Source organism: Pseudomonas sp. 8(2025) (assembly GCF_052665325.1).
On the sequence record NZ_JBQOIE010000006.1, the window covers coordinates 120326 to 146019 of the forward strand.

Here is a 25694-nt window from a genome sequence, read left to right on the forward strand (position 1 = left end):
GAGCGCTATGGACTTTACGATTCAACACTTTATAGCCCTGGCGCCGCTGCTGATCACCAGCGCCACCCTTGTGGTGGTGATGTTGGCGATCGCCTGGCGGCGCAACCACGCCCAGACCTTCCTGCTGTCGGTGGCCGGTCTGAACCTGGCATTGCTGTCGATCTTCCCGGTGCTGAAAGTGGCACCGCTGGCGGTCACCCCGCTGTTGCAGATCGACCAGTTCGCCTGCCTGTACATGGCCCTGATCCTGGTGGCCACCCTGGCCTGCGTCACCCTGGCCCACGCCTACCTGGGCGATGGCAGCAGCGGTTACCCGGGCAACCGTGAAGAGCTGTACCTGCTGATCCTGCTAGCCGCCGCTGGTGGCCTGGTACTGGTCAGCGCGCAGAACCTAGCCGGCCTGTTCATCGGCCTGGAACTGCTCTCGGTACCGGTCTACGGCCTGGTGGCCTATGCCTTCTTCAACAAGCGCTCCCTGGAAGCCGGCATCAAGTACATGGTGCTGTCGGCAGCCGGTTCGGGCTTCCTGTTGTTCGGCATGGCCCTGCTCTACGCAGAAGCCGGCAGCCTGAGCTTCAGCGGTATCGGCCAGGCCCTGGCCGCCACCGGCCTGCCAAGCCCGCTGGCGCAACTGGGCCTGGGCATGATGCTGATCGGCCTGGCCTTCAAGTTGTCGCTGGTGCCGTTCCACCTGTGGACTCCGGACGTCTACGAAGGCGCCCCGGCCCCGGTCGCCGCCTTCCTGGCCACCGCCAGCAAGGTGGCGGTGTTCGCGGTGCTGGTGCGTCTGTTCCAGCTCTCGCCAGTGGCCAGCAGCGGTGTCCTGAGCAACGTGCTGACCGTGATCGCCATTGCCTCGATCCTGGTGGGCAACCTGTTGGCGCTGACCCAGAGCAACCTCAAGCGTCTGCTGGGTTACTCCTCCATCGCCCACTTCGGTTACCTGCTGATCGCCCTGGTGGCCAGCAAGGGCCTGGCCATGGAAGCCATCGGCGTGTACCTGGTCACCTACGTGATCACCAGCCTGGGCGCCTTCGGCGTGATCACCCTGATGTCCTCGCCGTACAAGGGCCGTGACGCCGACGCACTGTACGAGTACCGCGGCCTGTTCTGGCGCCGTCCGTACCTGACCGCCGTCCTCACCGTGATGATGCTGTCCCTGGCCGGTATCCCGCTGACCGCAGGCTTCATCGGCAAGTTCTACATCATCGCTACCGGTGTCGAAGCGCACCAATGGTGGCTGGTCGGTTCCCTGGTCATGGGCAGCGCCATCGGCGTCTTCTACTACCTGCGAGTGATGGTCACCCTGTACCTGATCGAACCTAACCTGCGTCGCGTCGATGCCCAACTGCACTGGGAACAGAAAGCCGGTGGCGTCATGCTGCTGGCCATCGCGCTCCTGGCGTTCTTCCTCGGCGTATACCCACAGCCGCTGCTGACCCTGGTCCAGCACTCCGGCCTGGCGGGTTGATCGCTTAGGTTTCAACGCAACAAACAGAACGGCACCTTCGGGTGCCGTTTTGCATTTCAGGGCCCTGCCCTCCCCTCTTCCCAGCGAAACTCGGAATCGCCCTTCCTGTCACGTCGGCCCGGTCCGACATTCAGCCCACTGCCGCAGACATAGACTGTTGCCAGATCAAACGCGGCGCTCAGCGGGCCTTGACCAAAGCTGCAGCGTCATCCAGTCTATACGCAGGAAGCGTATGAAATGAATGCTCTGTTTATTGAACTACCGGCATTTGCGCGATACCGAAAAGGCTTCCTTGACGACGAGTTGTTCTGCGAACTGCAGATCGAGTTGCTGCGTCACCCGCACGCGGGTGTTCTGATTCAGGGCACTGGCGGCTTGCGCAAGATGCGTTTCATCGATGAGCGACGCAACAAGGGCAGGCGTGGCGGGCTGAGGGTGATTTATTACTGGTGGTCCGGAGGAGCACAGTTCTGGCTCTTCACCCTGTTCGACAAGGAGCAGATGGACGACCTGCTACCGCAGCAGCGACAACAGCTCAAACAACTGCTGGAACGTGAAATCGAGGCCAGACGACATGACCAAACGTGACATCTTTTCCGAACTGGTAGAAGGCATCGACGCCCTCACCCAGGAACGCCAGGGCAAGATCACCCTACGCAGCCATAAAGTGAAGCTCGAAAAGCTGCCGCCCATCACCGCCGCCGAGGTGATGAACATCCGCCAGCAACTCAACCTCTCGCGCTCGGTGTTCGCCATGTACCTGCGCACCAACACCCGCACCCTGGAGAACTGGGAACAGGGCCGCGCCATACCCAACGCCCAGGCCACGACCTTGATACGCCTGGTGGAGCGCTACCCCGATACAGTGGAGCGCCTCGCCTCGCTGGCCTGATCCTGCACTGTTCGAAGGGCAACAAAAAACCCGCACCAGGCGGGTTTCTTGTTGCAGCGAACGCAGGCTCAGTCAGCCAGGCGCCAGGTCGTACCGCCCTTGCCGTCTTCCAGGATCACGCCCATGGCGGTGATCTGGTCGCGGATCCGATCGGACTCTGCCCAATCCTTGTTGGCACGGGCCGCCAGGCGGGCCTGGATCAGCGCCTCGACTTCTGCCGCATCGACCCGACCTTCGGCACCGGCCTGCAGGAAGTCGTCGGCCTCCAGTTGCAGCACGCCCAGCACACTGGCCAGTTCCTTCAAGCGGGCTGCCAGACCGGCCGCCGCATCGATATCGCTCTCACGCAGGCGGTTGATCTCGCGCACCATCTCGAACAGCACGGCACAGGCTTCCGGAGTACCGAAGTCGTCGTTCATCACCTGGGTGAAACGCTCGACGAAGGCTTCGCCACCGGCCGGCGCCACTTTCGGCAGGCCCTTGAGTGCATGGTAGAAACGCTCCAGGGCGCCCTTGGCGTCCTTGAGGTTGTCTTCCGAGTAGTTGATGGCGCTGCGGTAGTGGCTGGCCACCAGCAGGTAACGCACCACTTCCGGATGGTACTTGTCGAGCACGTCGCGAATGGTGAAGAAGTTATTCAAGGACTTGGACATCTTCTCGCCATTGATGCGGATCATGCCGCAGTGCATCCAGGCGTTGGCGTAGGTCTTGCCGGTAGCCGCCTCGCTCTGGGCGATCTCGTTCTCGTGGTGCGGGAACTCCAGGTCGCTGCCGCCGCCATGAATGTCGAAGGTCTCGCCCAGGCAGCAGGTGGACATCACCGAGCACTCGATGTGCCAGCCCGGACGACCGTCACCCCAAGGCGATGGCCAGCTCGGCTCACCCGGCTTGGCGGCTTTCCACAGGACGAAGTCCAGCGGGTCCTGTTTCGACTCGTCGACTTCGATCCGCGCGCCGATGCGCAGGTCTTCGATCTTCTTGCGCGACAGCTTGCCGTAGCCCATGAACTTGCCGACGCGGTAGTACACGTCGCCATTGCCCGGAGCGTAGGCGTAGCCCTTGTCGATCAGGGTCTGGATCATCGCGTGCATGCCGGGGATATGGTCGGTGGCGCGCGGTTCCATGTCCGGCTTCTTGATGTTCAGCCGCGCCTCGTCCTCGTGCATCGCCGCGATCATGCGCTCGGTCAGGGCCTCGAAGGCCTCGCCGTTCTCATTGGCACGATTGATGATTTTGTCGTCGATATCCGTGATGTTGCGCACATAGGTCAAGTCATACCCGCTGAAACGCAGCCAGCGGGTAATCAGGTCGAAGGCCACCATGCTGCGGCCGTGCCCCAGGTGGCAGTAGTCGTACACGGTCATGCCGCACACGTACATGCGCACCTTGTTGCCATCCAGCGGCTTGAAGACTTCTTTGCTCTTGGTGAGCGTGTTGTAGATCGTTAGCACGTTAGTTCCTTGACTGAATCACTGACCCCAGGAGTCGCGCAGGGTCACAGTACGGTTGAATACCGGAGCGCCTGGTTTCGAGTCCTTGATATCCGCGCAGAAGTAGCCTTCGCGCTCGAACTGGAAACGGTCTTCCGGCTGTGCGTTGCCCAGCGAGGGTTCGGCACGACAACCAGTGAGCACTTGCAGGGAGTCAGGGTTGATGTTGTCCAGGAAACTCGCGCTGTCCTCGGCCTTCTCCGGGTTCGGAGAACGGAACAGACGATCGTACAAACGCACTTCGCACTCGACGCTGGCGGCAGCCGGCACCCAGTGGACCACGCCCTTGACCTTGCGGCCTTCAGGGTTCTTGCCCAGGGTATCCGGATCGTAGGAGCAACGCAGCTCGACGATATTGCCCTCGGCGTCCTTGATCGCTTCATCGGCACGGATCACGTAGCTGCCACGCAGGCGCACTTCGCCGTTAGGCTCCAGGCGCTTGTAGCCTTTGGGCGGCTCTTCCATGAAGTCGTCACGGTCGATGTAGATTTCACGGGCGAACGGCAGCTGGCGCACGCCCAGCGCTTCTTTCTGAGGGTGACGCGGCAGTTCGAGATTCTCGACCTGGCCTTCCGGGTAGTTGGTGATCACGACTTTCAACGGACGCAGCACGCACATGGCGCGGGGTGCGTTCTGGTCCAGATCCTGGCGGATGCTGAATTCCAGCATGCCGTAGTCGACCACGCCGTCGGAGCGGTTGGTGCCAACCATCTCGCAGAAGTTGCGGATCGACGCCGGCGTGTAGCCACGACGACGAAAGCCCGACAGGGTCGACATGCGCGGATCGTCCCAGCCATTGACGTGCTTCTCATCCACCAGTTGCTTGAGCTTGCGCTTGCTGGTGATGGTGTAGTTCAGGTTCAGGCGGCTGAACTCGTACTGACGCGGGTGCGCGGGCACCGGCAGGTGCTCGAGGAACCACTCGTACAGCGGACGGTGGCTTTCGAACTCCAGGGTGCAGATCGAGTGGGTGATGCCTTCGATGGCATCCGACTGGCCGTGGGTGAAGTCGTAGTTGGGGTAGATGCACCACTTGTCACCGGTCTGGTGGTGGTGAGCGTGACGGATCCGGTACATGATCGGGTCGCGCAGGTTCATGTTCGGCGAGGCCATGTCGATCTTGGCCCGCAGCACGCGGGCACCATCCGGGAACTCGCCAGCGCGCATGCGGGCGAACCAGTCCAGGTTCTCTTCCACCGAACGTTCGCGGAACGGGCTGTTCTTGCCTGGCTCGGTGAGGCTGCCGCGGTATTCCTTGGCTTGCTCGGGAGTCAGGTCGCAGACATAAGCCTTGCCTGCCTTGATCAGTTCCACGGCCCAGTCGTGCAACTGGTCGAAGTACTGCGAGGCATAACGCACTTCACCGGACCACTCAAAGCCCAGCCACTTGATGTCGCTTTCAATGGCGTCGATGTATTCCTGGTCTTCCTTGGCCGGGTTGGTGTCGTCGAAGCGCAGGTGGGTGACACCACCGAATTCCTGGGCCAGACCGAAGTTCACGCAGATCGACTTGGCGTGACCGATGTGCAGGTAACCATTGGGCTCCGGAGGGAAGCGGGTCACGATCTGTGTGTGCTTACCCGAGTCCAGGTCCGCCTGGATGATCGGGCGCAGGAAGTTGACCGGTACGGCCGGTCCAGTCTTGGAATTCGAGGTAGGGTCGACAGTGGGCTTGCTCATAGGATCCTTGAACGTACAAGTGCGTGGCCGGGTGCGGCCTGACAAATCAAAACGGATATCATAGCCGATGCTGTCAAGTACCTGACAGAGCGCAGCTTTAAAACTGCGGCTATTAATGGCAGGCCGGTGAAAAAACAGCCTCGAAATTCGTGGCTGTCACGCTAAACTGCGCTCCTTGGCCACAAGATGGCCAAACCGGTCCGGGTTGCCCGCGCGTCCCGATACCCAGGATTTTCTTGAAAACGCTTCTCCTTATAAAGAGTACCGACCATGACCCAAGTCAAACTGACCACCAACCACGGCGAGATCGTGCTGGAACTGAACGCCGAGAAAGCCCCGTTGACCGTGGCCAACTTCGTCGAATACGTGAAAGCCGGTCACTATGAAAACACCGTTTTTCACCGCGTCATCGGTAACTTCATGATCCAGGGCGGCGGCTTCGAACCTGGCATGAAAGAAAAGAAAGACAAGCGTCCAAGCATCCAGAACGAAGCTGACAACGGCCTTTCCAACGACAAGTACACCGTTGCCATGGCCCGCACCATGGAGCCGCATTCGGCTTCCGCGCAGTTCTTCATCAACGTTGCCGACAACAGCTTCCTCAACCACAGCGGCAAGACCGTGCAGGGCTGGGGCTACGCCGTATTCGGCAAAGTGATCGCCGGCACCGAGGTGGTCGACAAGATCAAGGGCGTGGCCACCACCATGAAGTCCGGCCACCAGGACGTACCCGCAGACGACGTGATCATCGAGAAAGCCGAGATCATTGAGTGATACTGCTGATTTCAGATCTGCATCTGGAAGAGGAGCGCCCGGACATCACCCGGGCGTTTCTGGAATTACTCGGTGGGCGCGCCCGCGCCGCCGAGGCGCTGTACATCCTCGGGGACTTTTTCGAGGTATGGATCGGCGACGATGCCATGACCCCCTACCAGCTTTCCATTTGCCAGGCATTGCGCGAGCTCAGCGACAGCGGCACGCAGATCTTCCTGATGCATGGCAATCGCGACTTCATGCTCGGCAAGGCCTTCTGCAAGGCGGCCGGTGCCACCCTGCTCAAGGATCCCAGCGTCGTCGACTTCTACGGCGAGCCGGTATTGCTGATGCACGGTGACAGCCTGTGCACCCGTGACGAAGCCTACATGCGTATGCGCCGCTACCTGCGCAACCCACTGAGCCTGTGGATTCTGCGCCACCTGCCCCTGGGCACCCGGCGCAAGCTGGCGCGCAAGCTGCGCAACGAAAGCCGGGCCCAGACCCGCATGAAGGCCAACGACATTGTCGATGTGACCCCGGACCAGGTACCGCAGGTCATGCAGGAACACGGGGTGCGCACCCTGGTTCACGGCCACACCCATCGCCCGGCGATCCACAAGCTGCAGATCGGCGAACAAGCCGCCAAGCGCATTGTGCTGGGGGACTGGGACCGTCAGGGCTGGGCGCTGCAGGTGGATGAGCAGGGTTTCCAACTGGCGGCGTTCGATTTCGTACCGACGCAACTGGCGCTGCCCGGTTCGCCCTGAACGGACGCCCTCGCTGCCGCAGGAGCCGGCTTGCCGGCGAAGGGAACAGCAAGCCTTGCATGGCCCTGTCGGGCGCCTTCCCTGGCAAGCCCGCTCCTACAACAAATGCCCTACCGTAGGAGCCGGCTTGCCGGCGAAGGGGCCAGCAAGCCTTGCATGGCCCTTTCGGACGCCTGCGCCTGCGACGAAGGGCATCAATGCCCCGCCGCGGCTGGGCCGGCCTTGGCAGCGAATGGCGGCTTGGCCAGCCAGACCAGCAGAATCAGGCCCATGAAGCCCCAGCCCAGCAAGGTGAAGTAGTCCACGGTCGAGAGCATGTATGCCTGGCTGGTCAGGACTTGATCCAGCTGCGCGTAAGCCTTGGTGCTCGCGCCTCCGAGATTGTTCAGCGCATCCCGGGTGACCGAATCGAAGATGCTCATGCTTTCGCTCATGTAAGCGTGATGCTGGTCTGCCCGGCGAATCCAGATCCAGGTGGTCAGCGACGCCGCAAAACTGCCCCCCAGAGTCCGCAGGAAGGTTGCCAGGCCAGCGCCGTCGGCGATCTGGTGCGGTGGCAGGTCGGACATCAGGATGCTCAGGGTCGGCATGAAGAACAGCGCCACGCCGATGCCCATGAACAGTTGCACCAGGGCGATGTGCTGGAAGTCCACTTCATTGGTGAAACCGGCACGCATGAAGCAGCTCAGGCCAATGGCCAGGAATGCCAGCCCGGCCAGCAGGCGCAGGTCGAACTTGTTCGCGTACTTGCCGACAAAGGGTGACAACAGCACCGGCAGGATGCCGATCGGTGCCACCGCCAGCCCCGCCCATGTCGCGGTGTAGCCCATCTGGGTCTGCAACCATTGCGGCAGGATCAGGTTAATACCGAAGAACCCGGCGTAGCCCAGCACCAGCACTATCGTGCCAATGCGGAAGTTGCGGTGCGCGAACAGCCGCAGGTTGACCACCGGATGCTGGTCGGTCATTTCCCAGATGATGAACACCGCCAGCGCGATCACCGAAATCGCCGCACCGATGATGATGAAGTTCGACTCGAACCAGTCCAGGTCATTGCCCTTGTCGAGGATCACCTGCAACGCGCCGACGCCAATGACCAGCGAAATCAGCCCGACGTAGTCCATCGGCTGACGGCTGGTGACCACCGGGCGCTTGGCCAGCTGCGAACGCACCACCATTACCGCAAAAATGCCGATCGGAACGTTGATGAAGAAAATCCACGGCCAGCTGTAGCTGTCGGTGATCCAGCCGCCAAGAATGGGACCAGCAATCGGCGCCACTACCGTGACCATTGCGAGCAATGCCAGGGCCATGCCGCGCCTGGCGGGTGGATAAACGGCGATCAACAGGGTTTGCGTCATCGGGTACAACGGCCCGGCCACCAGGCCTTGCAGCACACGAAAGCCGATCAGCTCAGGCATCGAGGTCGAGATGCCGCAGAGAAACGAGGCCAGCACAAACAGCATCGTCGCCCAGAGAAACAGTTTTACCTCGCCAAAGCGCCGGCTGAGCCAGCCGGTCAGCGGCAACGCAATCGCATTGCTCACGGCGAACGAGGTAATCACCCACGTGCCCTGCTCCGAACTCACACCAAGGTTGCCGGAAATCGTCGGCAACGCCACGTTGGCGATGGTGGTGTCGAGCACCTGCATGAAGGTCGCCAGCGACAGGCCGATGGTGCTGAGCAACAGGCTGGGCGGCGTGAAAGAAGCGTTATTGCTCATCGCGAATCCTTTGGAACCGGGGTGGCGCTGCGCCCCTGTGGGGCGAGCATGCTCGCACCCACAGGGTCAGTGGCGAATCAGCGTTGCGCGGTTTTGCTGACCACAGCGCTGTTGTCATGGATCAGCTGAGCGATCATCGCGTCGGCTTCGGCCAACTGCCGGTCGTAGACGTTGGTGCTGAACGAGGCCTTTTGCTGCGGTTGCTGCGCCAGTACCGGGCCGCTCTGGTCATGCAGGTTCACTTCAACATTGGTCGACAGCCCAACCCGCAGTGGGTGCTTGGCCAGCTCTTCGGCATTGATGTGAATCCGCACCGGCACACGCTGCACGATCTTGATCCAGTTGCCGGTGGCGTTTTGCGCGGGCAACAGAGCAAACGCGCTGCCGGTGCCGGCGCCGAGGCTGTCGACGGTGCCACTGTATTTCACGCTGCTGCCGTAGATGTCGGACTCGATGTCCACGGGCTGGCCGATGCGCATGTCACGCAGTTGGGTTTCCTTGAAGTTGGCATCGATCCACAGTTGATCCAGCGGGATCACCGCCATCAACGCCGTACCCGGTTGCACTCGCTGGCCGAGCTGCACGGTGCGTTTGGCAACGTAACCGGTGACCGGCGCGATCAGGGTGCTGCGCGCATTGGTCAGGTAGGCCTGGCGCAGATCCGCAGCCGCCGACATCACGTCCGGGTGCGACGAGACCACGGTGTCATCGACCAGCGCACTGGTGGTTTTCAACTGCTGCTTGGCGTTGGCCAGGGCGTTTTGCGCCGAGGTCAGGTCGTCGCGGGCGTGGGACAGTTCTTCCTGGGAAATCGCGCCGCCAGCGGCAAGGTTTTTCCGGCGGTTGAAGTTGTCCTGAGCCTTCTGCACTTCGGCCTGTTGCGCGTTGACCTGGGCTTTCATGCCGTCGACATTGCTGTACAGGCCGCGAACCTGACGCACGGTACGCGCCAGTTTCGCCTGGGCACTTTGCAGACCGACTTCTGCATCGTTGGGGTCGAAGTTGATCAGCACCTGACCTTCGTGGACCAGGTCACCATCGTCGGCGCCGATGCTGACCACGGTACCGGTCACCAGCGGAGTGATTTCAACGACGTTGCCGTTGACGTAGGCGTCATCGGTGCTCTCATTCCAGCGCCCGATGAATTCGTGATAAGCCCAGACACCAGCACCGGTGAGGGCTACAACAATGGCCAGCACCAGCAGCATCACTTTGCGCTTGCGCGGATTGCCGGTGTCTTGCGAGTTGTCTTGAGCTTGGGTGTTTTCGGCAGTGGCCATGACAAATACCTGAATTAGTTGTGCGGCGTGGCTGGAATGGCGTTGGCTGCGCTCAGGGTCTCGCCCTGAAAGCCCCCGCCCAGCGCTTGCATCAGTTGAATCGACAGATCGATCTGCTCGGCATTGAGGTTGGCCAACTGACGTTGGGCCTGCAGCAGTTGCTGCTCGATGCTGAGCACGTCCAGGTAGTTGCCGATGCCGGAACCGTAACGCTGGACCACGGTGTTATAGGAATCCTGAGCAATATCGGTGGCGTGCTGTTGCGCGCCGATTTGCCGGCCGATGTCACGCAACTGGTTGATCGTGTCGCTGACATCACCCAGCGCTTTCACCAGGCTTTTGTTGTACTGCGCCACCGCCAGATCGTAATCGGCGTCACGTGAATCGAGGTTGGCGCGCAGGCGCCCGCCATCGAAGATGGGTAGCGAAATGGTCGGGGCGATGCTGAAGAAGCGACTGGCCGAACCAAACATTGCGTCACCCAACAAGGATTCGGCACCGGCGGACGCCGTAAGGTTCAGGTTGGGATAGAAGCGGGTTTTCGCCGAATCGATGTCTTTGCTCGCGGCCTCTACACGCCAGCGGGCGGCGACCAGGTCCGGGCGGCGGCCAAGCAGCTCTGCCGGAAGAACCGAGGGCACTGCCACGGCGCTGGCTTGCAATACTTTGGGCCGGGCGATTTCACTGCCGCGATCCGGGCCTTTGCCGAGCAGCACGGCCAGGGCGATTTTCGCACTGCTCAGGCGTTTTTCGGCGTCGATCAGGCTGGCTTCGGAACTGGCTTCCAGGCTCTGGGTTTGCTGGAACTGGTACTGGCTGTCGATCCCGGCGCTCAAGCGACGCTGGCTCAGATCGAGCATTTGCCTGGTGCGCTTGAGGTCGTCGCTGGCCAGGTCATAGACGATGTGCGCCTGCCCCAGATCGCTGTAGGCCCGGGCCACATCGGCGGCGAGGGTCAATTGCGCGGCCTGACGGTCGACTTCAGCAGCACGAGCCTGGCCGAGTGCGGCTTCCCAGGCATCACGCTGGCCGCCCCACAGGTCGAAGTTGTAATTGAAGCCGGCGCTGATGTTACGCACGGTGGCGTAGGCATCGCCCTGCCCCAGCGGATCCTGATCCTTGGCCAGGCGCGAACGGCTGATGCCGGCGCTGGCGTCGAGGGTCGGATAGCGTTCGGCATCGGCGGCATACGCGGCGGCGCTGGCCTGATGGGCGCGGGCGGCGGCGATCTGCATGTCCGGACTGTCGCGCAGGGCTTCGCGGATCAGACCGTCGAGCTGTGGATCGCCAAGGCTGGTCCACCAGTCGCTTTTCGGCCATGCCGCAGGCGACAGGGTCACACCGTTGAGGGATTGGCCGGCCTTCAGGCTTTTCGCGTCGAGATTTTTGCCTTGGGTATCGAGGCCGCTGTAATTGGCGCATCCGGCAAGGATCATCGCCGACAGCACCAGCGTCAGGCTGCTGCGCAAGGTTTTACTGCTCATTGTGTTCACCTAAGCGCTGGATGGTGATCGGGTCACCGGCGGCCAGCAGGATTTTCTTGAGGATGTATTCCAGGGTCTTCAACTCGTCCGGGGAGATCGCGCCAGCCAGTTCATTCATCGCGTCGGCGCCGATCTGCGGCAGCCGATCCGTCAACTGCTGGCCCTGTTCGGTCAGGGTCAGTTGCACTTGGCGGCGATCACCTTCGCTGCGTTGGCGAGCCAGGAAACCTTTCTGCTCCAGACGATCGAGCATGCGTGTCATCGAACCGCTGTCCAGCGACAGGTGCCGGCACAGCTCGGCCGGGGTATCGACGCCGAACTGGGCCATGATGATCAACACTTTGAACTGCGCGGCAGTGATGCCGTGGGGTTCCATGTGGGTGTCGATGATCCGGTCCTTGAGCAATGCGGCGCGGCCCAGCAACAGGCCGAGATGGCAGGTTTTGAATTCGTCCGGGGTGAAATGCTTCATGTGCTCACCTAATAACTGCCTAGGCAGTGAATATATGTCGAGATGTTACTGCCTAGGCAGCGAATGTCAACGCAATAGTTAGGTTGCTTTGTAATTAGTTGACCAATGGACTGGGTCTTTATGCTGAACAGGCGTGCGTCATCGCCAACCTGCTGGCGACGGATCGTTTCCATCCCTCTGCCTGCTGCCTGTGAATCATCGGGGTTGGCCTATTCCACGATGACTTCGACAAAGGCTATGGCTCGCACGTGCCCCCGGTATCACCCTCCTTCAGCGAATTGAAGATGGAGCGCATACAGGTGCACGACTGCAACGCCAACGAGGAACTGGCCCAGGCGCCAACCTGCATTGCCCGGCTCGGTCACCCGTCGGGTCTACCGGTGATGGCGGGAAGCTTGGAGACCGCGCAAGAACTTGATCTGTTGCATAAAATCGACTGCACTCAGATTCAGGATTTCCTGATCTTTCACGCCATGTCTTCGGATCAATTCCGGCAGTTGCTGTCCCATGACGGGCCGGCAAACGCGTACGGATTGGCAGGCGGGTGTTGATACCCGTCACTTGCCATCGAGGTCACTGTGTCCAACGGCTCTCCCATCACTGCTGCCCAGGCCCTCTAATGCCACATCCCAACGCCTTTCTGGAGAAACTCGCCAGCAGTTCATCGCGCCTGAACAAGAGCCTGCTGGTGCTCGGCGCCCTGGTGCTGCTGTTGCTGGGCATCAGCTATGTGGGGGTGACGCGCATGATCGAAGAGCGGCGCGAAACCTTGCAATTTCACTTTGCCCGGCTGATGGAGAATGTCCACGAACAGGAAGTGTTCCTGCAGGATATTGCCCGGGAAAGCGCCAAGGGCGAACGGCTGCCCAATGCCATGTTGCCGCCCTACTCAAAAAAACTCCTGCCCGATGAAGGGCCGAACATTTACGAAGGCCGCGGCCTGCCGTTTTCGCTGCCCTATAGCTTGAAGATCAATACGGACAGGATTGCCCCCAGCCAATACCCGAAAATCTTTGCGCTGGGTACCCATCTGGCGGCCTATTACAGCGCGTTCTGGTCGGCCTCGCACTATCAGTCTCCGCAGGTTGTCCTGATCAATGGCCCCGACAATTTTGACCTGGCCGTACCCTCCGTCGGGCGTTTGCGCGGTACGGGGCAGTTACCGATGCAGACGGGCCATCTGGTCGATGTGATGACCCAGGTGAACAAACGCCTGCGCGGGCACAACTCGCCATCGCCAGATCTTCAGGTGCGCTGGGAACCCTATGTCTCTTCCGAGGACGACAAGAGCGCGCCCACCCTGCTGGCTTACGTGAGTATCAACCTGGCGAAAACCGCATTGACCGTCGAGGGCGCCGATACCTGGGTGGTACTGGGTTCGCTGATGAACCTGTCCCAGGTCAACAACATCGAACGGCTGATGCAGTGGTCGATCTACGATGACTTCACCTTGATCACCCCCCGTGGCGTGGTATTGACCGGTGCTCTGAAACCCGGCCAGGTGCTGGATGAAGGGGTGAATTTCAACCGCGACGGCCTGGTGTTCAAACTGAGCAGCCCCGGGGAGCAACACTGGACGGCGATCTACGTCATCAGCCTGCGCAGTTTCCTCGACTACGCGCTGTGGCCATTGCTGTGCCTGGTTGCTCTGGCGCTTGCGCTACTCGGTTGCAGTCGGGCGGTCAATCGCTGGTACCAGGCCCGGGTCATCCTGCCCGCGCAGAGGGCGCACGCCAGCATCGCCGAAAGCGAGGCGTTCAGCCGCACGGTGATCGATACGGCGCCGACCGGCCTGTGCGTGATTCGCCGCAGCGATCACCACGTCCTACTGGAAAACCAGCGCGCCCAGCAATGGCACGATAACGGCCGGTTGATGAGCTTGCTCACACCCCTTACGGGCCCCGGTCACGCCGATCTTGAAATCAATGGGCGCCACCTGCACGTCGCCTTTGTGCCCACCCGCTATCAGGGCCAGGACGCCTGGTTATGTGCGTTGCATGACGTGACCCGGCATGTCGAAGATGCGGCGGCGCTGGAAGAAGCGCGCCAGGCCGCCGACTCGGCAAACCAGGCCAAGAGCCGCTTCCTCGCTACCATGAGCCACGAGATCCGCACTCCCCTGTACGGCGTGCTGGGAACTCTGGAGCTGCTCGGCCTGACCTCGCTCGCCCCGCGCCAGCAGGATTACCTGCACACCATCCAGCGCTCCTCCGCCACGTTGTTCCAACTGATCAGCGATGTGCTGGATGTGTCGAAAATCGAAGCCGGACAGATGACCCTCGAACTTCAGGATTTCTGCCCGCTGCAACTGACCGAAGACACCGTGCGCACCTACAGCGCCTCCGCCCGATCCAAGGGCCTGCTGCTCTATGCCTGCATCGACCCGGCGCTGCCGGACCGGTTGCGCGGCGACCCGATACGGATTCGCCAGATCCTCAACAACCTGCTGAGCAACGCCATCAAGTTCACCGATAACGGTCGCGTAGTGCTGCGGGTTCAGTTGCTGGAAAGCGACGATGGCCGCGCCCACGTGCAGTGGCAGGTCAGCGATTCGGGAGGAGGAATTTCCCTGGCGCAACAGCAACAACTGTTCGACCCTTTCTATCAAGTCAACGATGCCACTGAACAGGCCGGTGCCGGATTGGGACTGGCCATTTGCAAATGGCTGTGCGAGTTGATGGAGGGCCAGTTGAACCTAGTCAGCGAGCCCGGGCTCGGCAGCAGTTTCACCCTTCAACTCGCACTGGAACACGCACCCGGTGAGCTGGCCGGTTGCCCTGTGTTCAACCCCGGCAGCAGCACCGTCTATGTGCGTGCGCAAGTCACTGAGCAGGCACAACACCTGATCGCCTGGCTCAACCGTTTTGGCCTCGACTGCCGCCCGCTGAGGCCCGATACACCGGTGCCATCGGCACTGCTGGTAGAGCTTTCCCCCCTGGCCGATACCGCGGCCTGGCCCGGTCCGAAGGTCGTCGCCAGGGCGGATGGCCCCAACCCTGCGCAATTGCGCGGTACCGACCGAGAAGTCGACGCCCATGATGTCCGCGCGATCGCCTGGGCGATTTACCAGGCCCAGCACGGCGTCAGCACCGACAGCCAACCTTCGTCGCCGGAAAAGCCCCGGCAGTTGAATCTGCAAGTGCTGGTGGCGGAAGACAATGTGATCAACTCGGCGATCATCAAGGAGCAACTGGAAGTGCTGGGCTGCTCGGTGGTCGTCGCGGCCAATGGCGAGCTGGCCCTGGCGCAGTGGTCGCCCGGACGCTTCGATCTGCTGCTGACCGACGTCAACATGCCGGTCATGAACGGCTACCAATTGGCCACGGCGTTACGGCTTCAGGATCAGACGCTGCCGATTATCGGCGTCACCGCCAACGCCTTGCGCGAAGAAGGCGAGCGCTGCGCCGACGTCGGCATGAACGCCTGGATGGTCAAGCCACTGAACCTCGCCACCCTGCGCGCGCACCTGGAAAGACATTGCAAAATCGCCCTGCCGGCGACCAGCGTTGCCCCTCTAAAGCTGTCACCGAAAATGCGCGAACTCTTTGTCACGACGCTGCGCCAGGACATGCAGACCACGCTGACGGCATTGGACAACGCCGATGCCCATCGCGTGGCGCAACAGCTGCACAGCATGGCCGGTGCATTGGGTGCGGTACAGCTCGAAGAACTGGCCACAACCTTCGTCGAGCTGGAGTGCCGCCTGAACGGCCTGAGCTTGACCCACGCCCTGGACCTGGAGGTACGCCAGAATCTGGCTCGATTGAAAGACTTGCTGGGCAACCTTGAATAATTTCAACGCGGATAATCAGCCATGGAAACCCTCAAGGTTGCCATTGCCGATGACCACCCCATCGTCCCGGTGGGGTACGAGAGCGGGTTGAGCGTGGCCAATGCTTTCGCACTGATGGAATACCTGACGCGGCACCTCCCCAACGTGCTGGTGCTGACAGCGCTTTACTCACCTGTTGCTAAAGGAAAATAAAATAGTGCGTTTATTTATTCCGGGAGAGGGAGTCAGAGACGACTGACTTGAGAGCGCAAAGATAACAAGCATTCAAAAGATGTTCGTCACGAGCAAACTTGAAGTCAACAGCAACTATAAAAACTTGAATTACCATACACAACAACCAACTCAAACTAACAGACAACTACATTCCAGTTGCAATCAACTTCTAGGAATCGTCTGATGTACCACCAAAAATTCGCGTTATATCGTGTTGTTGTTTTAAACCTAACCATTGGAAAACAACATGAAAAAGCTAACTCGCGCACTTCTCGCCCTTTCAATCATTGCCGCTACCGGAAATGCTCTGGCAGCCGATCCGGTTACACCAACCAAGGCTGGCAGCGGCACTATCAACTTCACCGGTACCATCAACAACGATGCCTGTTCGGTCGAAGGCGCCGGAAACAACAAGACCATTTCAGTCGCCATGGGCGAAGTTTCGATCAAGGACATGGGCACCGCCACTGCACCTAAAGGCAACGGCACCCTGAGCGCCGAGAACTTCGACATGAAGATCAACTGCAACGCCGGAACCAAGGTCGCGATGATCTTCGAACCAACCAAGGGCGCAGGTTCGGGCATTGAACCCGGCACCAAGGTGCTGCGCCTAATCGATGGCCTGGGGGCTGCGAAAGGTGTCGGCATTGCGCTGCTTGATTCCAATGGCGCCGTGATCGACCTCAGCTCGCCGAGCACCGCAAAAATCGAAAACACTCTGCAAGACAGCAACGCAACCCTCAAATTCTCCGCAGCTTACGTAACCACCGTCGATCCGAAACTAGCTGTTGCCGGTCGTGGCGACGCCACCCTGCCGTTCACGCTGCAATACGAATAACCCGCGCGAACACACAAGCCTGGTGCGGGGCCTTTCGGCCCTGCATCCTCATTCACTTGCGCGGTAGCCCTCATGCTTTATCGTCACTCACTGTCCTTTTGTGCAGGCCTGCTGGGCCTGTTCGCGGTCAATCAGGCCATGGCCGGAATTTCCTTGAGCAGCACCCGTCTGATTTTCGACGGCCAGCACAAGGAGGCCGGAATCACCGTGCGTAACAGCGGTGAAGATGTGTTGATCCAGTCGTGGATCGACACCGACTCCAGCGAAACCGCAGCCGTACCCTTTGCTGTGACGCCGCCCCTGGTGCGCGTCAGCGGCGACGAGCAGCAAATATTGCGGGTGATCTACGAAGGTGCGGGCATGCCAACCGACCGCGAGTCGGTGGTGTGGCTCAATGTGCAAGAGATCCCTAAAGCGGCAAAATCCGAGAACACGTTGCAACTGGCCGTGCGCCAGCGCATCAAGGTGTTCTTCCGCCCGGCAGGCCTGAAAAACAACGCCTATCTGGCACCGAGCGAACTGACCTGGCGCCTGACAGAACAAGCCGGCAAGAGCTTGTTGGTGGTGAATAACCCAGGCCGGTATCACGTGTCGATTGCAAATATCACACTTCAATCCGGCACCATCAGTGAACACCCCTTCGATTCGATGATGATTGCCCCCGGCGAACAAAAAAGCTTCCCCCTTAAACAACTTCACACCCCCAATACAGCCCACCTTTCATTCAGCAGTATTAATGACTATGGCGCACAAGATCGTTATGGCGCGCAACTTTCCAACAGTGCTGATACCCGAGCCAGTTTGAATAAACAAACCCCATAACTTACGTGCCGCTGTGACGGCTGCACTTCCACTGTATTTCTCTTCGCTCCGTTAGTTCGTATCGGAGGTGATATAGGGTTCCTGAATGTTTTTACTCAAGCGCGACGGATGGGCGCCGTTTTCGATTGCCCTGGTTTTCAGCTGCACCTGCCTTGCCGATGACGAAGAACATTTCAATACCTCGTTTCTGCAAGGCGCAACGTCTTCTGTCGATCTGCAATCACTGCTCGCCAGCAGCCGCGTACTGCCCGGCATCTATCGGGTGGACCTGTACGGCAACGAGACGCTGGTCGGGCGCCGCGACATCGATTTTCGTCGTTCTCCCGGCACGAACAAGATCGAGGCCTGCCTGACTCTGGAGATGGTGCAGCAATTGGGGGTCGACATCGGCAAGCTGCAGGCCAGCGGCAAACTGGGCAGCGATGATCCCGACACCTGCCTGGACCTGCCCGCCTTGATCGATCACGCCAGCGTGCGTTACGACGTGCCCCGCCTGCGCTTGATGGTCAGTGTCCCGCAAAGCGCCATGGCGCGTGGCCGACGTGGTTATGTCGACCCGGCCCTGTGGGACGAAGGCGTTCCCGCCGCGTTCATCAACTATCAATTGAGCAGCAGCCGCAACGGCACTCGGGGTGAAAGTACCCTGTCCAACAACGTCGGCCTGCGCAACGGCATCAACCTCGGCGCCTGGCGCTTGCGTAACGAATCGAACTTCAGCAGCAGCACAGGCCGCCCTAGTACATTCAAAAGTAACCGCAGCTATCTGCAACATGACGTGACTGCCCTGAAAGGCCAGTTCAGCGCCGGGGATATCTTTTCAGATGCCGACCTGTTCGACAGCGTGCGCTATCGCGGCCTGAAACTGGCGTCCGACGACGGCATGCGTGCCGACAGCGAGCGCGGTTATGCGCCAATCATTCGCGGCATTGCGCAGTCCAGCGCCACCGTGGAGATCCGCCAGGACAGCTACCTTCTCTACACCGCCAACGTGCCGCCGGGGCCATTCGAGATCAGCGATATCTACCCCAGCGGCTCCAACGGCGACCTGGAAGTGACGATTATCGAAGCCGATGGCCGCCGCCGGGTGACGGTGCAGGCATTTTCCAGCCTGCCGATCATGGTCCGTGAGGGCCAGTTGAAGTACAGCGTCTCGGCCGGCCAGTACAACAGCAACAGCGATGACCAGAAGTCACCGCAATTTGTCAGCAGCACCCTGGCGTACGGCATCAGCAGTAACTTGTCCGGGATCATCGGGGTGCAGGCCTCGGAAAACTTCAAGGCGCTGTCCGTCGGAGCTGGCCGCAATACAACGATCGGTGCCGTCTCACTGGACTTGACCCACTCCATGAGCAGCACTTTCGGCGCAACCATCACCGGCAACAGCCTGCGCGCCCTGTATGCGAAGACATTCACCGGCACCGACACCAACTTTACCCTCGCCGCCTATCGCTACTCGACCGAGGGCTATCGCACCCTCACCGAGCACGTCGAGGAACTGAGCAACGACGGCCAGAAGCGTATCGGCAACTCGAAAACCCGTACCGACCTGACCGTCAACCAGAGCCTGGGCCGAAACCAGCGATACGGCAGCATCTACATCAACGCCAGCGACCAGCGTTACTGGGGACGCGGTGGTTCGCAAAGCCTGTCGGCGGGTTACAGCAACTATTGGGGCGATGTGAGCTACAACCTCGGCGCCACCTACTCCAAGGATGTCGGCAACTACGGGCCGGCGAACAATGACACGCTGGTGAACCTGTCCGTATCGTTCCCGCTGGGCTCCAAGCCTCGTGCACCCCGCGCCTTCGTCTCGGCCAGCACGCAGAAGTCCGGCGACACCACGCAAATGGGCATCAACGGCTATCTGTCGCAAGACAGCGACACCTATTACTCGGTGCAAGCCGGCAACAGCAGCACTGGCGGCAGCTCCGGCTCGGTCAACCTCAGCACCCGCACCTCGGTAATGGATATCAGTGCCGGCTACAGCCAGGGGCGCGGCTACAACTCGCAAAACCTTAACCTGTCAGGCTCGATCGTCGGCCATGGCGGCGGGATCAACCTGGGACAGACCGTGGGCGAGACGTTCGCGCTGGCGCAGGTCGAAGGCGTGGAAGGGGTGAAAATCGGCAGCTTCTCCGGAGCCAGGACCGGCAGCAACGGCTTCGCCGTGGTCCCCAATGCACAGCCCTATCGCGTGAACTGGATCAACCTCGACACTCGAGACCTGGGCGCCGATATCGAGATCGACAGCGCGACCCGGCAAGTGGTGCCACGTCGTGGTGCCGTGGTGCTGGCGCGTTACACCAGCAAGACCGGACGGCGAGTGCAGTTCGCGCTGTTCGACGCTCGACACCAGCCGATTCCGTTTGGCGCGTCGCTCGAAGACAGCGCCGGCAAACAGTTGGCGATCTCTGACCCTGGTGGCAAGGCTCTGGCGCTGGTTGAAGCCGACGCCGGTACCCTGACCATCAACTGGCAGGGCCAGCGCTGTGAAGCGCCTTATGCGTTGCCCGAACGCAACACCGCGCTGAACTACGAGCGGGCGACACTGGTGTGCCGCCCCTGATTCCTCAGAAATCGCGCTTGTAAAAGATATCCAGGGAGCTGGCGAAACCGCTCGCCGCTTCCAGATAGACCTTCTTGCTCAGCTTGTAACGCAGAGCGATGGTACTGGCCGGCTCAAAGACCCCGACGCCATAGCGCAGGCTGAGCCTTTCGGAAATGGCGCCGCTGGCCACCACGCTGGTGTTGTTGCCGCTGCCCTGGGTATCGAGTTGGAAGTCCTGAATGCCCAGGTTCTTGGCAATGCCGCCAGTCAGTTCCGAGCTGCCCATCAGCCCCAGCCCGAGAGCCGCCTGGGCCAGCATGTTGTTGTCTTCACCGGTGGACGTCAGCGGGCGCCCCAGGACCAGATAGGACAGCGCCTGTTCCTGGCTCATGGCCGGCTCCGAAAAGATCTGCGTCGCCGGTTGCTCGGCGCTGCCGCTCAGGCGGATGCCGGCAATCACGTCGTCAGTCTGGCGCACGGCCTCGATGTCCAGGTAAGGCTGGTCGATGGGGCCGGCAAACAGCAGCCGCGCACGACGCACGGTCAAGCGCTGGCCGTAGGCCCGATAGCGGCCGTCGTTGAGCCACAGCTCACCGCGGGTATCCATGTTGTCACCAATGTGCACGTGCCCCTGCAGGTTGGCAGTCAGGCCGAAACCGCTGAAGGCCAGCTTGTCCTGGCCCACCTCCACATCGATGTTCATAGCCATGGCCATGGGCTTTTTGCCGTCGTCGGTCTGCTGGCCGACGATCACCGTGTCGTCGGAGACCTTGACCGTCGAAGGCGGCAATTCGCGCACGGTGATCTGGCCCTTGGGGATCAGCACCTTGCCGGCAATCGCCAGCTTTTCTTCCTGCAGCGAGATCTTCAGGTCCGGCGCCACCTCCAGCGCTGCATAGGGCTCCACCGTCACCGGCAGTTGGGTGCCCTTGAGGCTCAGGTCCACCAATAGCGCCCGGCCCCAAGCGATGTTGCCATTGAGGCTGCCCTGCCCGGCCTTGCCGCTTTTCCAGCCGCCGTTGAGCTGCACGCTCTCGCCAGCGATCTGCGCGCTCAGTTGCAGGTCTTCAAGGCTGATGGGCAACTCGGAGCCGGACACCTCGCCCCCGGACAACTGCACGTTGCCGTTGACCTGAGGCGCCAGCAGGCCGCCAGACAAACGACCGCTGCCATTGAGGCTGCCGCTGAGCTTTTCCACCATGGGCACGAACGGCCGCGCCACGGACAGATCCAGCCCACTGAGGCGGAAATCACCGGACAGCGGTTTGCTTTTCGGCAAAGGATTGATCTGCGCCTGGAGCATCAGCTCACCCAGTTTGCCGCCGTCGAACTGCAACTGCGTGTCGATGCGCCGCGGGGTGAGTCGGGTATTGAGCTTCAACGCCTGATAGGGGAAATCCAGCCACTGGTCCTTTTCCTTGACCCGCAAGGTGCCGCCGCTGGCGTCCAGCATGATCTGGCCCTGGGGCCCGCTGGCCGGCAAGTCCAGTTGCACATCGGCATTGAGCATGCCCTTCCAGGCGAAATCCTTGGGCAGCCACTGCGCCAGGCTGTCGAGGGGAAAACGCTTGAGGTGATAACGCAGTTTCGGGTCCGGCATCAGCCGCTGGTCTTCACCGCACAGGCTGGCATCGCCGCTGGCCCAGCAGTGGGCAGCGAAGTTCAGCGTGCCGTTGGCCAGCCGCTCAAGCCGGGCCGGGTTCTGCAGCTTCCAGTCCTGGCCGCCGGTCTGTACATCACCGCTGGCCAGGCGCCCGCGCCAGTTGCCCTGGTCCAGGACGCCATCCAGGCCCAGGGCCAGTTTCAACAGCGGCCCTTGCAGGTCCAGTTGCAGTTTCTGTTTCTTGATGTCGCCCTGGCCGGCCAGGGTCAGGGTCCCCAACTGCGTGTCGCCCAGTTGAATCCCGCTGCCCTTGAGGTCCACCTGGGCCTTTTGCGCACCATCCAGAGTGGCGTCCAACTTGAGGTTCTGCAGGCGGTTTTCGGCAAAGGCCAGTTGCTGCCCGGCCAGGTCCAGCTTGCCCTGTGGCGCCTTGAGGGTGCCGGCCAGGTCCAGCCGACCGTTGAGCTGCCCACGCAACTCGGGCCAGAGCTGACCCAGGCGCGGCATCTTGATCTCCAGCTGGCCGGCGATCTTCTGTTGCAGGCTGCCGGAGCCGTTGATCCGGTTGTCTCCCAGGCGGATGTCCAGCGCGCCCAGGGTCCATTGCTCGCCCGCTCCGTCGGCCTTGGCCTGGAGAACCGCCGGCTGTCCGCGCAAGCGTCCCTTGAGGTCGAGGTTGGCATTGAGCTTGAGTTGCTGGTTCTTCATTTCGCCCTGGCTGCGCAGGGGGCCGGCCAGGGTTCCGGGCAGCTCCGCCACCCAGTACGCGGGGTTGATGGCCGACAGATCCAGGGCGGTATCCCAGGCAATGCCGTCGGCGAACTGCAGGTTCAGGTGGCCCTCGGCCTTGCCCTGGCCCGCCGCCAGCTTGAACTGCGGCAGATAGATTTTCGTCAGGTCGCCGCTGAACGGGCTGCTCAGGCTGAACGCGCCTGCCGGGCCGTCCAGGTCGCCCTTGAAGTTGCCCAGGTAGTTACCGTCACGGTAAGCCACTTCGGCATCAAAACTGCGGACCCGCACCGCTGGCTCGTCAATCAGCGGATACAGGCGGTGCCAGGGGAAGTCCAGCCAGGCCAGCTTGGCCTCGGCGGCGAAACCTTCGCTCCAGTCCAGTTGCCCACTGAGCTTGAGGTGTTGCTTGTCGTTGGCGCTCAGGTCCAGGGCGGCAATCTGTGCGCCCTTGGCGTCGACCTTGCCTTGCAGCAACAGGGCCACCGGGCCCTGCTCCGCCGGCAGGCTGGCCTTGCCGGCGAGCTGGTAGCCGCTTTTCAGGTCGCCCTGGCCAGTCAGTTCCAGCTGATCCAGTTGCAGGGTGTCCGGCAGATCGGCGCTGGCCTTGAACCCGTCGGCAGTGATGCGCACCTGGGCCGGCAGGTTCTCCACCAGGGGCTGCAACTGGCCGCTCAATTGCCCTTGCAGGTAGCCACTGCTGTCGGCATTGAGCAGCAGAGTCTTGAGCAGGTCGCCTTCAACCTTCAACGCCAGGGACCAGGGGCCACCGCCGGGAGCGGGCAAGCCGAGGTTGCCCTGGGCGGTCAGGGGCCAGTCGCCACTGGGTTGCAGCAGCCCGGAAAGGTCCAGACTCAGTTCATCGCGCTTTAGGTGCAAAGAGTCGATCTGCAGGCCTTGGGCAGTCCAGTGCGCCGCCAGCTGCAGGGTCTTGAGTTCTTCACTGCCATTGAACAGCAGGCTGCCCACACGCACTTGCCCCAACTCGATGGCCAACGGCAGCTTCAATTCCGGCAGGCTGATGGGCTCCGAACTGGTTTCGGTTTCGCCGCTCGGAGGGAACAGCAGGCTGACCTGATCGGCTTCCAACTGCTCGATGCACAGGGTCATGCGCAGCAGGCAGCCGGGCGACCAGGTGAACTGCACGGCGTTGAGCTCGACCCGGTTGCCCTCCTGTTGCCAGAGCAAATGATCGGCGCTCCAGTGCCCGCCAAGGCGGCCCTCGAAATTGTCCAGGGTCAGCCCCGGCACTCGCGCCAGGGCCCAGCGGCTGCCAGCCTGGGTTCCGAGTACGCTGGCCACGGCCAGAATGATCAGGATCACCAGCGCAACAATCGCCAGCAGCGTTATCTTCAAACCACGCTTCAAAGCTCTGGCCCCATGGAAAAGTGCAAACGAATACCGCCGTCGTCATTCATCGCGTGGGCCAGGTCGACCCGGATCGGTCCCACTGGCGAAACCCAGCGTACGCCGACGCCCACCCCGGTCTTGAGGTTAGGCAGCTCCAGCTTGTTGAAAGAGTTGCCCTGGTCGACAAAGGTCGCGATCCGCCATTTCTCGGCAATCGAATACTGGTACTCGACGCTACCGGCCACCATGTAGCGGCCGCCGATGCGATCGCCTTCGGAGTTTTCCGGTGACAGGGTCTGATAGTCGTAGCCCCGAACGCTCTGGTCGCCACCGGCAAAGAAGCGCAAGGACGGCGGAATCGACTTGTAGCCATTGGTGGCACTGCCACCGAACTGCACTCGCCCGAGAAAGCGGTGGTTGTCCCAGACCGTGGTCAGGCCCTTGAGCAGCACCGTGCCATATAGCAGGTTGGTGTCGGAACCGACCCCTTCCTTGGCCAGCTTGGTGTCGAACTGAATGCGATAGCCGTTATGCGGGTCGATGCGATTGTCGCTGCGCAGGTAGGAATAAGTCAGGCCAGGCATCAGCAGATTACTCAGTCCCGAGTCGTCCCCGAGGCGATATTCCTCTCGCTGATACTTCAGCGACAGCACCCGCTGCCAGCCGCTGGGCAACTTGCTGTGCCACTCGGGACCGATGGTGAGCAACTTACTCAGGGTATCGGTGCCGGCAATCTCTTCATTCTGGTAACCACCGGCGAACCGCAGCTTGTCGGTCAAAGGCGGGTCCAGGGGAATGTCGTACCACAGGCCGACGTTCTGCCGCGGGGCAGAAACTTCCGCCTCCCAGCCGTAACTGTGGCCCTGGGGGTTGACCCAGTGCCGGGTCCAGTTGGCCTTGACCCGCGGCCCCACGTCGGTGGAATAGCCGAGGCCGAGGCCCATGGTCCGGGGCTTGCGGGTTTCCAGCTGGACCGCCACCGGAATCACCTCGTGCTCGGCGGCAGTAGGCGCGGCGTCCACCCGCACGCCCTCGAAGTAGCCGCTCGACTGCAGGGCCTGGTTGAGTTCGGCAATCAGTTCGGAGTCATAGGGCGCGCCGGCCTTGAACGGCACCATGCGCCGCAACAGGTCTTCATCGAACAGGGAGTCGCCGCTAAAGCTGACCTTGCCCAGCGCGTAGCGCGGGCCGCTGTCATAGACCAGGTCGATGTCCGCGACACCTGCCTGGGGGTCCACCGACAGTTTCTGCTGGGTAAAGCGCCCGCTGAAAAAGCCATAGCGCGAAGCCTGGTTCTGGATCAGGCGCTTGGCGTCTTCGTAATGGCCATGATTGAGCACGGCACCAGGCTTGAGCTGGTCGCCGTCGGGAAGGCGAAACGACTTGAGGGAGGCCGCCGGACCTTCGACCCGGACTGTCACGTTGCGCAGGTGCACCGGTTCGCCGGGGTCGATCCGCAACATCAGGCGCGGTTTGTCACCGCCGCGCACCTCACTCTGGATATGCGGTTGGTAGTAGCCCAGGGCCTGGGCGGCTTTCTTCGCCTGCTCCTCGGCGCCCCGGCTGAACCGCAGCAAGGCTTCTTCATCGCGATCGCCGACACTGCCAATGTAACCCTCCACATTGGCCTTCAACTCGTCATTGGCGGGCTTGACCCTGACATCCAATTCGCTCTGCGCCAGCGCCGCACAGCTTGTGAACAACAGCAAAAAGCCGCTGGTAAATCTTCCTGGAAACTTCATAGGCGCGGATGCTATCACGAGCTTGGGAGGGCGATAGAGC

The 25694-nt window shown here is 61.4% G+C and carries 19 protein-coding genes; 11 read left to right on the forward strand and 8 right to left on the reverse strand.

Features of this window, described 5'->3' with window-relative positions; genetic code table 11:
* The first annotated feature begins 7 nt into the window (after positions 1-7).
* The 3 genes from nuoN (at position 8) to ACUXVH_RS13885 (ending at position 2363) form a co-directional block, all read left to right on the forward strand.
* Positions 8-1471, forward strand: a complete 1464-nt coding sequence (gene nuoN / locus ACUXVH_RS13875) for an NADH-quinone oxidoreductase subunit NuoN (RefSeq protein WP_011062196.1) — start codon at positions 8-10, stop codon at positions 1469-1471.
* Between the two features lie 237 nt (positions 1472-1708).
* Complete coding sequence (locus tag ACUXVH_RS13880; RefSeq protein WP_053152689.1) at positions 1709-2059, forward strand: hypothetical protein; 351 nt, start codon at positions 1709-1711, stop codon at positions 2057-2059.
* Positions 2046-2363: a helix-turn-helix domain-containing protein gene (locus tag ACUXVH_RS13885; RefSeq protein ID WP_011062198.1), complete on the forward strand. Its 318-nt coding sequence runs from the start codon at positions 2046-2048 to the stop codon at positions 2361-2363. The genes ACUXVH_RS13880 and ACUXVH_RS13885 overlap by 14 nt, the downstream gene beginning before the upstream one ends.
* 68 nt (positions 2364-2431) lie before the next feature.
* Here ACUXVH_RS13885 and cysS read toward each other — a convergent pair whose 3' ends face one another.
* Together cysS and ACUXVH_RS13895 are read right to left on the reverse strand one after the other, a co-directional pair.
* A complete protein-coding gene (gene cysS, locus ACUXVH_RS13890) occupies positions 2432-3814 on the reverse strand; it encodes a cysteine--tRNA ligase (RefSeq protein WP_053159449.1) in 1383 nt (460 codons plus the stop codon).
* 18 nt (positions 3815-3832) lie between these two features.
* On the reverse strand, positions 3833-5533 hold the full coding sequence (locus ACUXVH_RS13895) for a glutamine--tRNA ligase/YqeY domain fusion protein (protein WP_065363235.1): 1701 nt from the start codon (positions 5531-5533) through the stop codon (positions 3833-3835).
* 270 nt (positions 5534-5803) lie between these two features.
* Between ACUXVH_RS13895 and ACUXVH_RS13900 the strand changes: the two genes are divergently transcribed.
* Together ACUXVH_RS13900 and ACUXVH_RS13905 are read left to right on the forward strand one after the other, a co-directional pair.
* Positions 5804-6307 (forward strand): peptidylprolyl isomerase, encoded by a 504-nt coding sequence (locus tag ACUXVH_RS13900; protein ID WP_011062201.1) that lies wholly within the window; start codon positions 5804-5806, stop codon positions 6305-6307.
* A complete protein-coding gene (locus tag ACUXVH_RS13905; protein ID WP_011062202.1) occupies positions 6304-7056 on the forward strand; it encodes a UDP-2,3-diacylglucosamine diphosphatase in 753 nt (250 codons plus the stop codon). Before ACUXVH_RS13900 ends, ACUXVH_RS13905 begins: the two co-directional genes overlap by 4 nt.
* Before the next feature lie 194 nt (positions 7057-7250).
* On the opposite strand, the gene ACUXVH_RS13910 is transcribed toward ACUXVH_RS13905, so the two are convergent.
* The 4 genes from ACUXVH_RS13910 to ACUXVH_RS13925 form a co-directional block, all read right to left on the reverse strand.
* Positions 7251-8780, reverse strand: a complete 1530-nt coding sequence (locus ACUXVH_RS13910) for a DHA2 family efflux MFS transporter permease subunit (RefSeq protein WP_065363234.1) — start codon at positions 8778-8780, stop codon at positions 7251-7253.
* 77 nt (positions 8781-8857) lie between these two features.
* Positions 8858-10060, reverse strand: coding sequence for an HlyD family secretion protein (locus ACUXVH_RS13915; RefSeq protein WP_011062204.1), 1203 nt, complete (start codon positions 10058-10060; stop codon positions 8858-8860).
* A 14-nt stretch (positions 10061-10074) separates the two neighbouring features.
* Complete coding sequence (locus tag ACUXVH_RS13920; RefSeq protein ID WP_053159455.1) at positions 10075-11544, reverse strand: efflux transporter outer membrane subunit; 1470 nt, start codon at positions 11542-11544, stop codon at positions 10075-10077.
* Entirely contained in the window at positions 11534-12016 is a 483-nt protein-coding gene (locus tag ACUXVH_RS13925; protein ID WP_011062206.1) for a MarR family winged helix-turn-helix transcriptional regulator, read from the reverse strand. Before ACUXVH_RS13925 ends, ACUXVH_RS13920 begins: the two co-directional genes overlap by 11 nt.
* Before the next feature lie 299 nt (positions 12017-12315).
* Between ACUXVH_RS13925 and ACUXVH_RS13930 the strand changes: the two genes are divergently transcribed.
* From ACUXVH_RS13930 to ACUXVH_RS13955, 6 genes are all read left to right on the forward strand, one after another.
* Positions 12316-12567, forward strand: a complete 252-nt coding sequence (locus ACUXVH_RS13930; RefSeq protein WP_255313400.1) for a hypothetical protein — start codon at positions 12316-12318, stop codon at positions 12565-12567.
* Between the two features lie 68 nt (positions 12568-12635).
* The gene (locus ACUXVH_RS13935; RefSeq protein ID WP_065363232.1) at positions 12636-15809 is read left to right on the forward strand and encodes a hybrid sensor histidine kinase/response regulator; all 3174 of its coding nucleotides are present in this window, start codon (positions 12636-12638) and stop codon (positions 15807-15809) included.
* A 21-nt stretch (positions 15810-15830) separates the two neighbouring features.
* Positions 15831-16001 carry a hypothetical protein gene (locus tag ACUXVH_RS13940; RefSeq protein ID WP_019092833.1) on the forward strand — a complete coding sequence of 57 codons (171 nt, stop codon included), beginning with the start codon at positions 15831-15833 and terminating at the stop codon, positions 15999-16001.
* A 268-nt stretch (positions 16002-16269) separates the two neighbouring features.
* The gene (locus ACUXVH_RS13945; RefSeq protein ID WP_065363231.1) at positions 16270-16860 is read left to right on the forward strand and encodes a fimbrial protein; all 591 of its coding nucleotides are present in this window, start codon (positions 16270-16272) and stop codon (positions 16858-16860) included.
* Positions 16861-16932: 72 nt separating this feature from the next.
* Positions 16933-17682: a fimbrial biogenesis chaperone gene (locus tag ACUXVH_RS13950; RefSeq protein ID WP_065363230.1), complete on the forward strand. Its 750-nt coding sequence runs from the start codon at positions 16933-16935 to the stop codon at positions 17680-17682.
* An 85-nt stretch (positions 17683-17767) separates the two neighbouring features.
* On the forward strand, positions 17768-20248 hold the full coding sequence (locus tag ACUXVH_RS13955) for a fimbria/pilus outer membrane usher protein (protein ID WP_065363229.1): 2481 nt from the start codon (positions 17768-17770) through the stop codon (positions 20246-20248).
* Positions 20249-20252: 4 nt separating this feature from the next.
* On the opposite strand, the gene ACUXVH_RS13960 is transcribed toward ACUXVH_RS13955, so the two are convergent.
* Together ACUXVH_RS13960 and ACUXVH_RS13965 are read right to left on the reverse strand one after the other, a co-directional pair.
* Positions 20253-23930, reverse strand: coding sequence for a translocation/assembly module TamB domain-containing protein (locus ACUXVH_RS13960; RefSeq protein ID WP_445495136.1), 3678 nt, complete (start codon positions 23928-23930; stop codon positions 20253-20255).
* Positions 23927-25654: an autotransporter assembly complex protein TamA gene (locus tag ACUXVH_RS13965; protein ID WP_065363227.1), complete on the reverse strand. Its 1728-nt coding sequence runs from the start codon at positions 25652-25654 to the stop codon at positions 23927-23929. Before ACUXVH_RS13965 ends, ACUXVH_RS13960 begins: the two co-directional genes overlap by 4 nt.
* Positions 25655-25694: the final 40 nt, after the last annotated feature.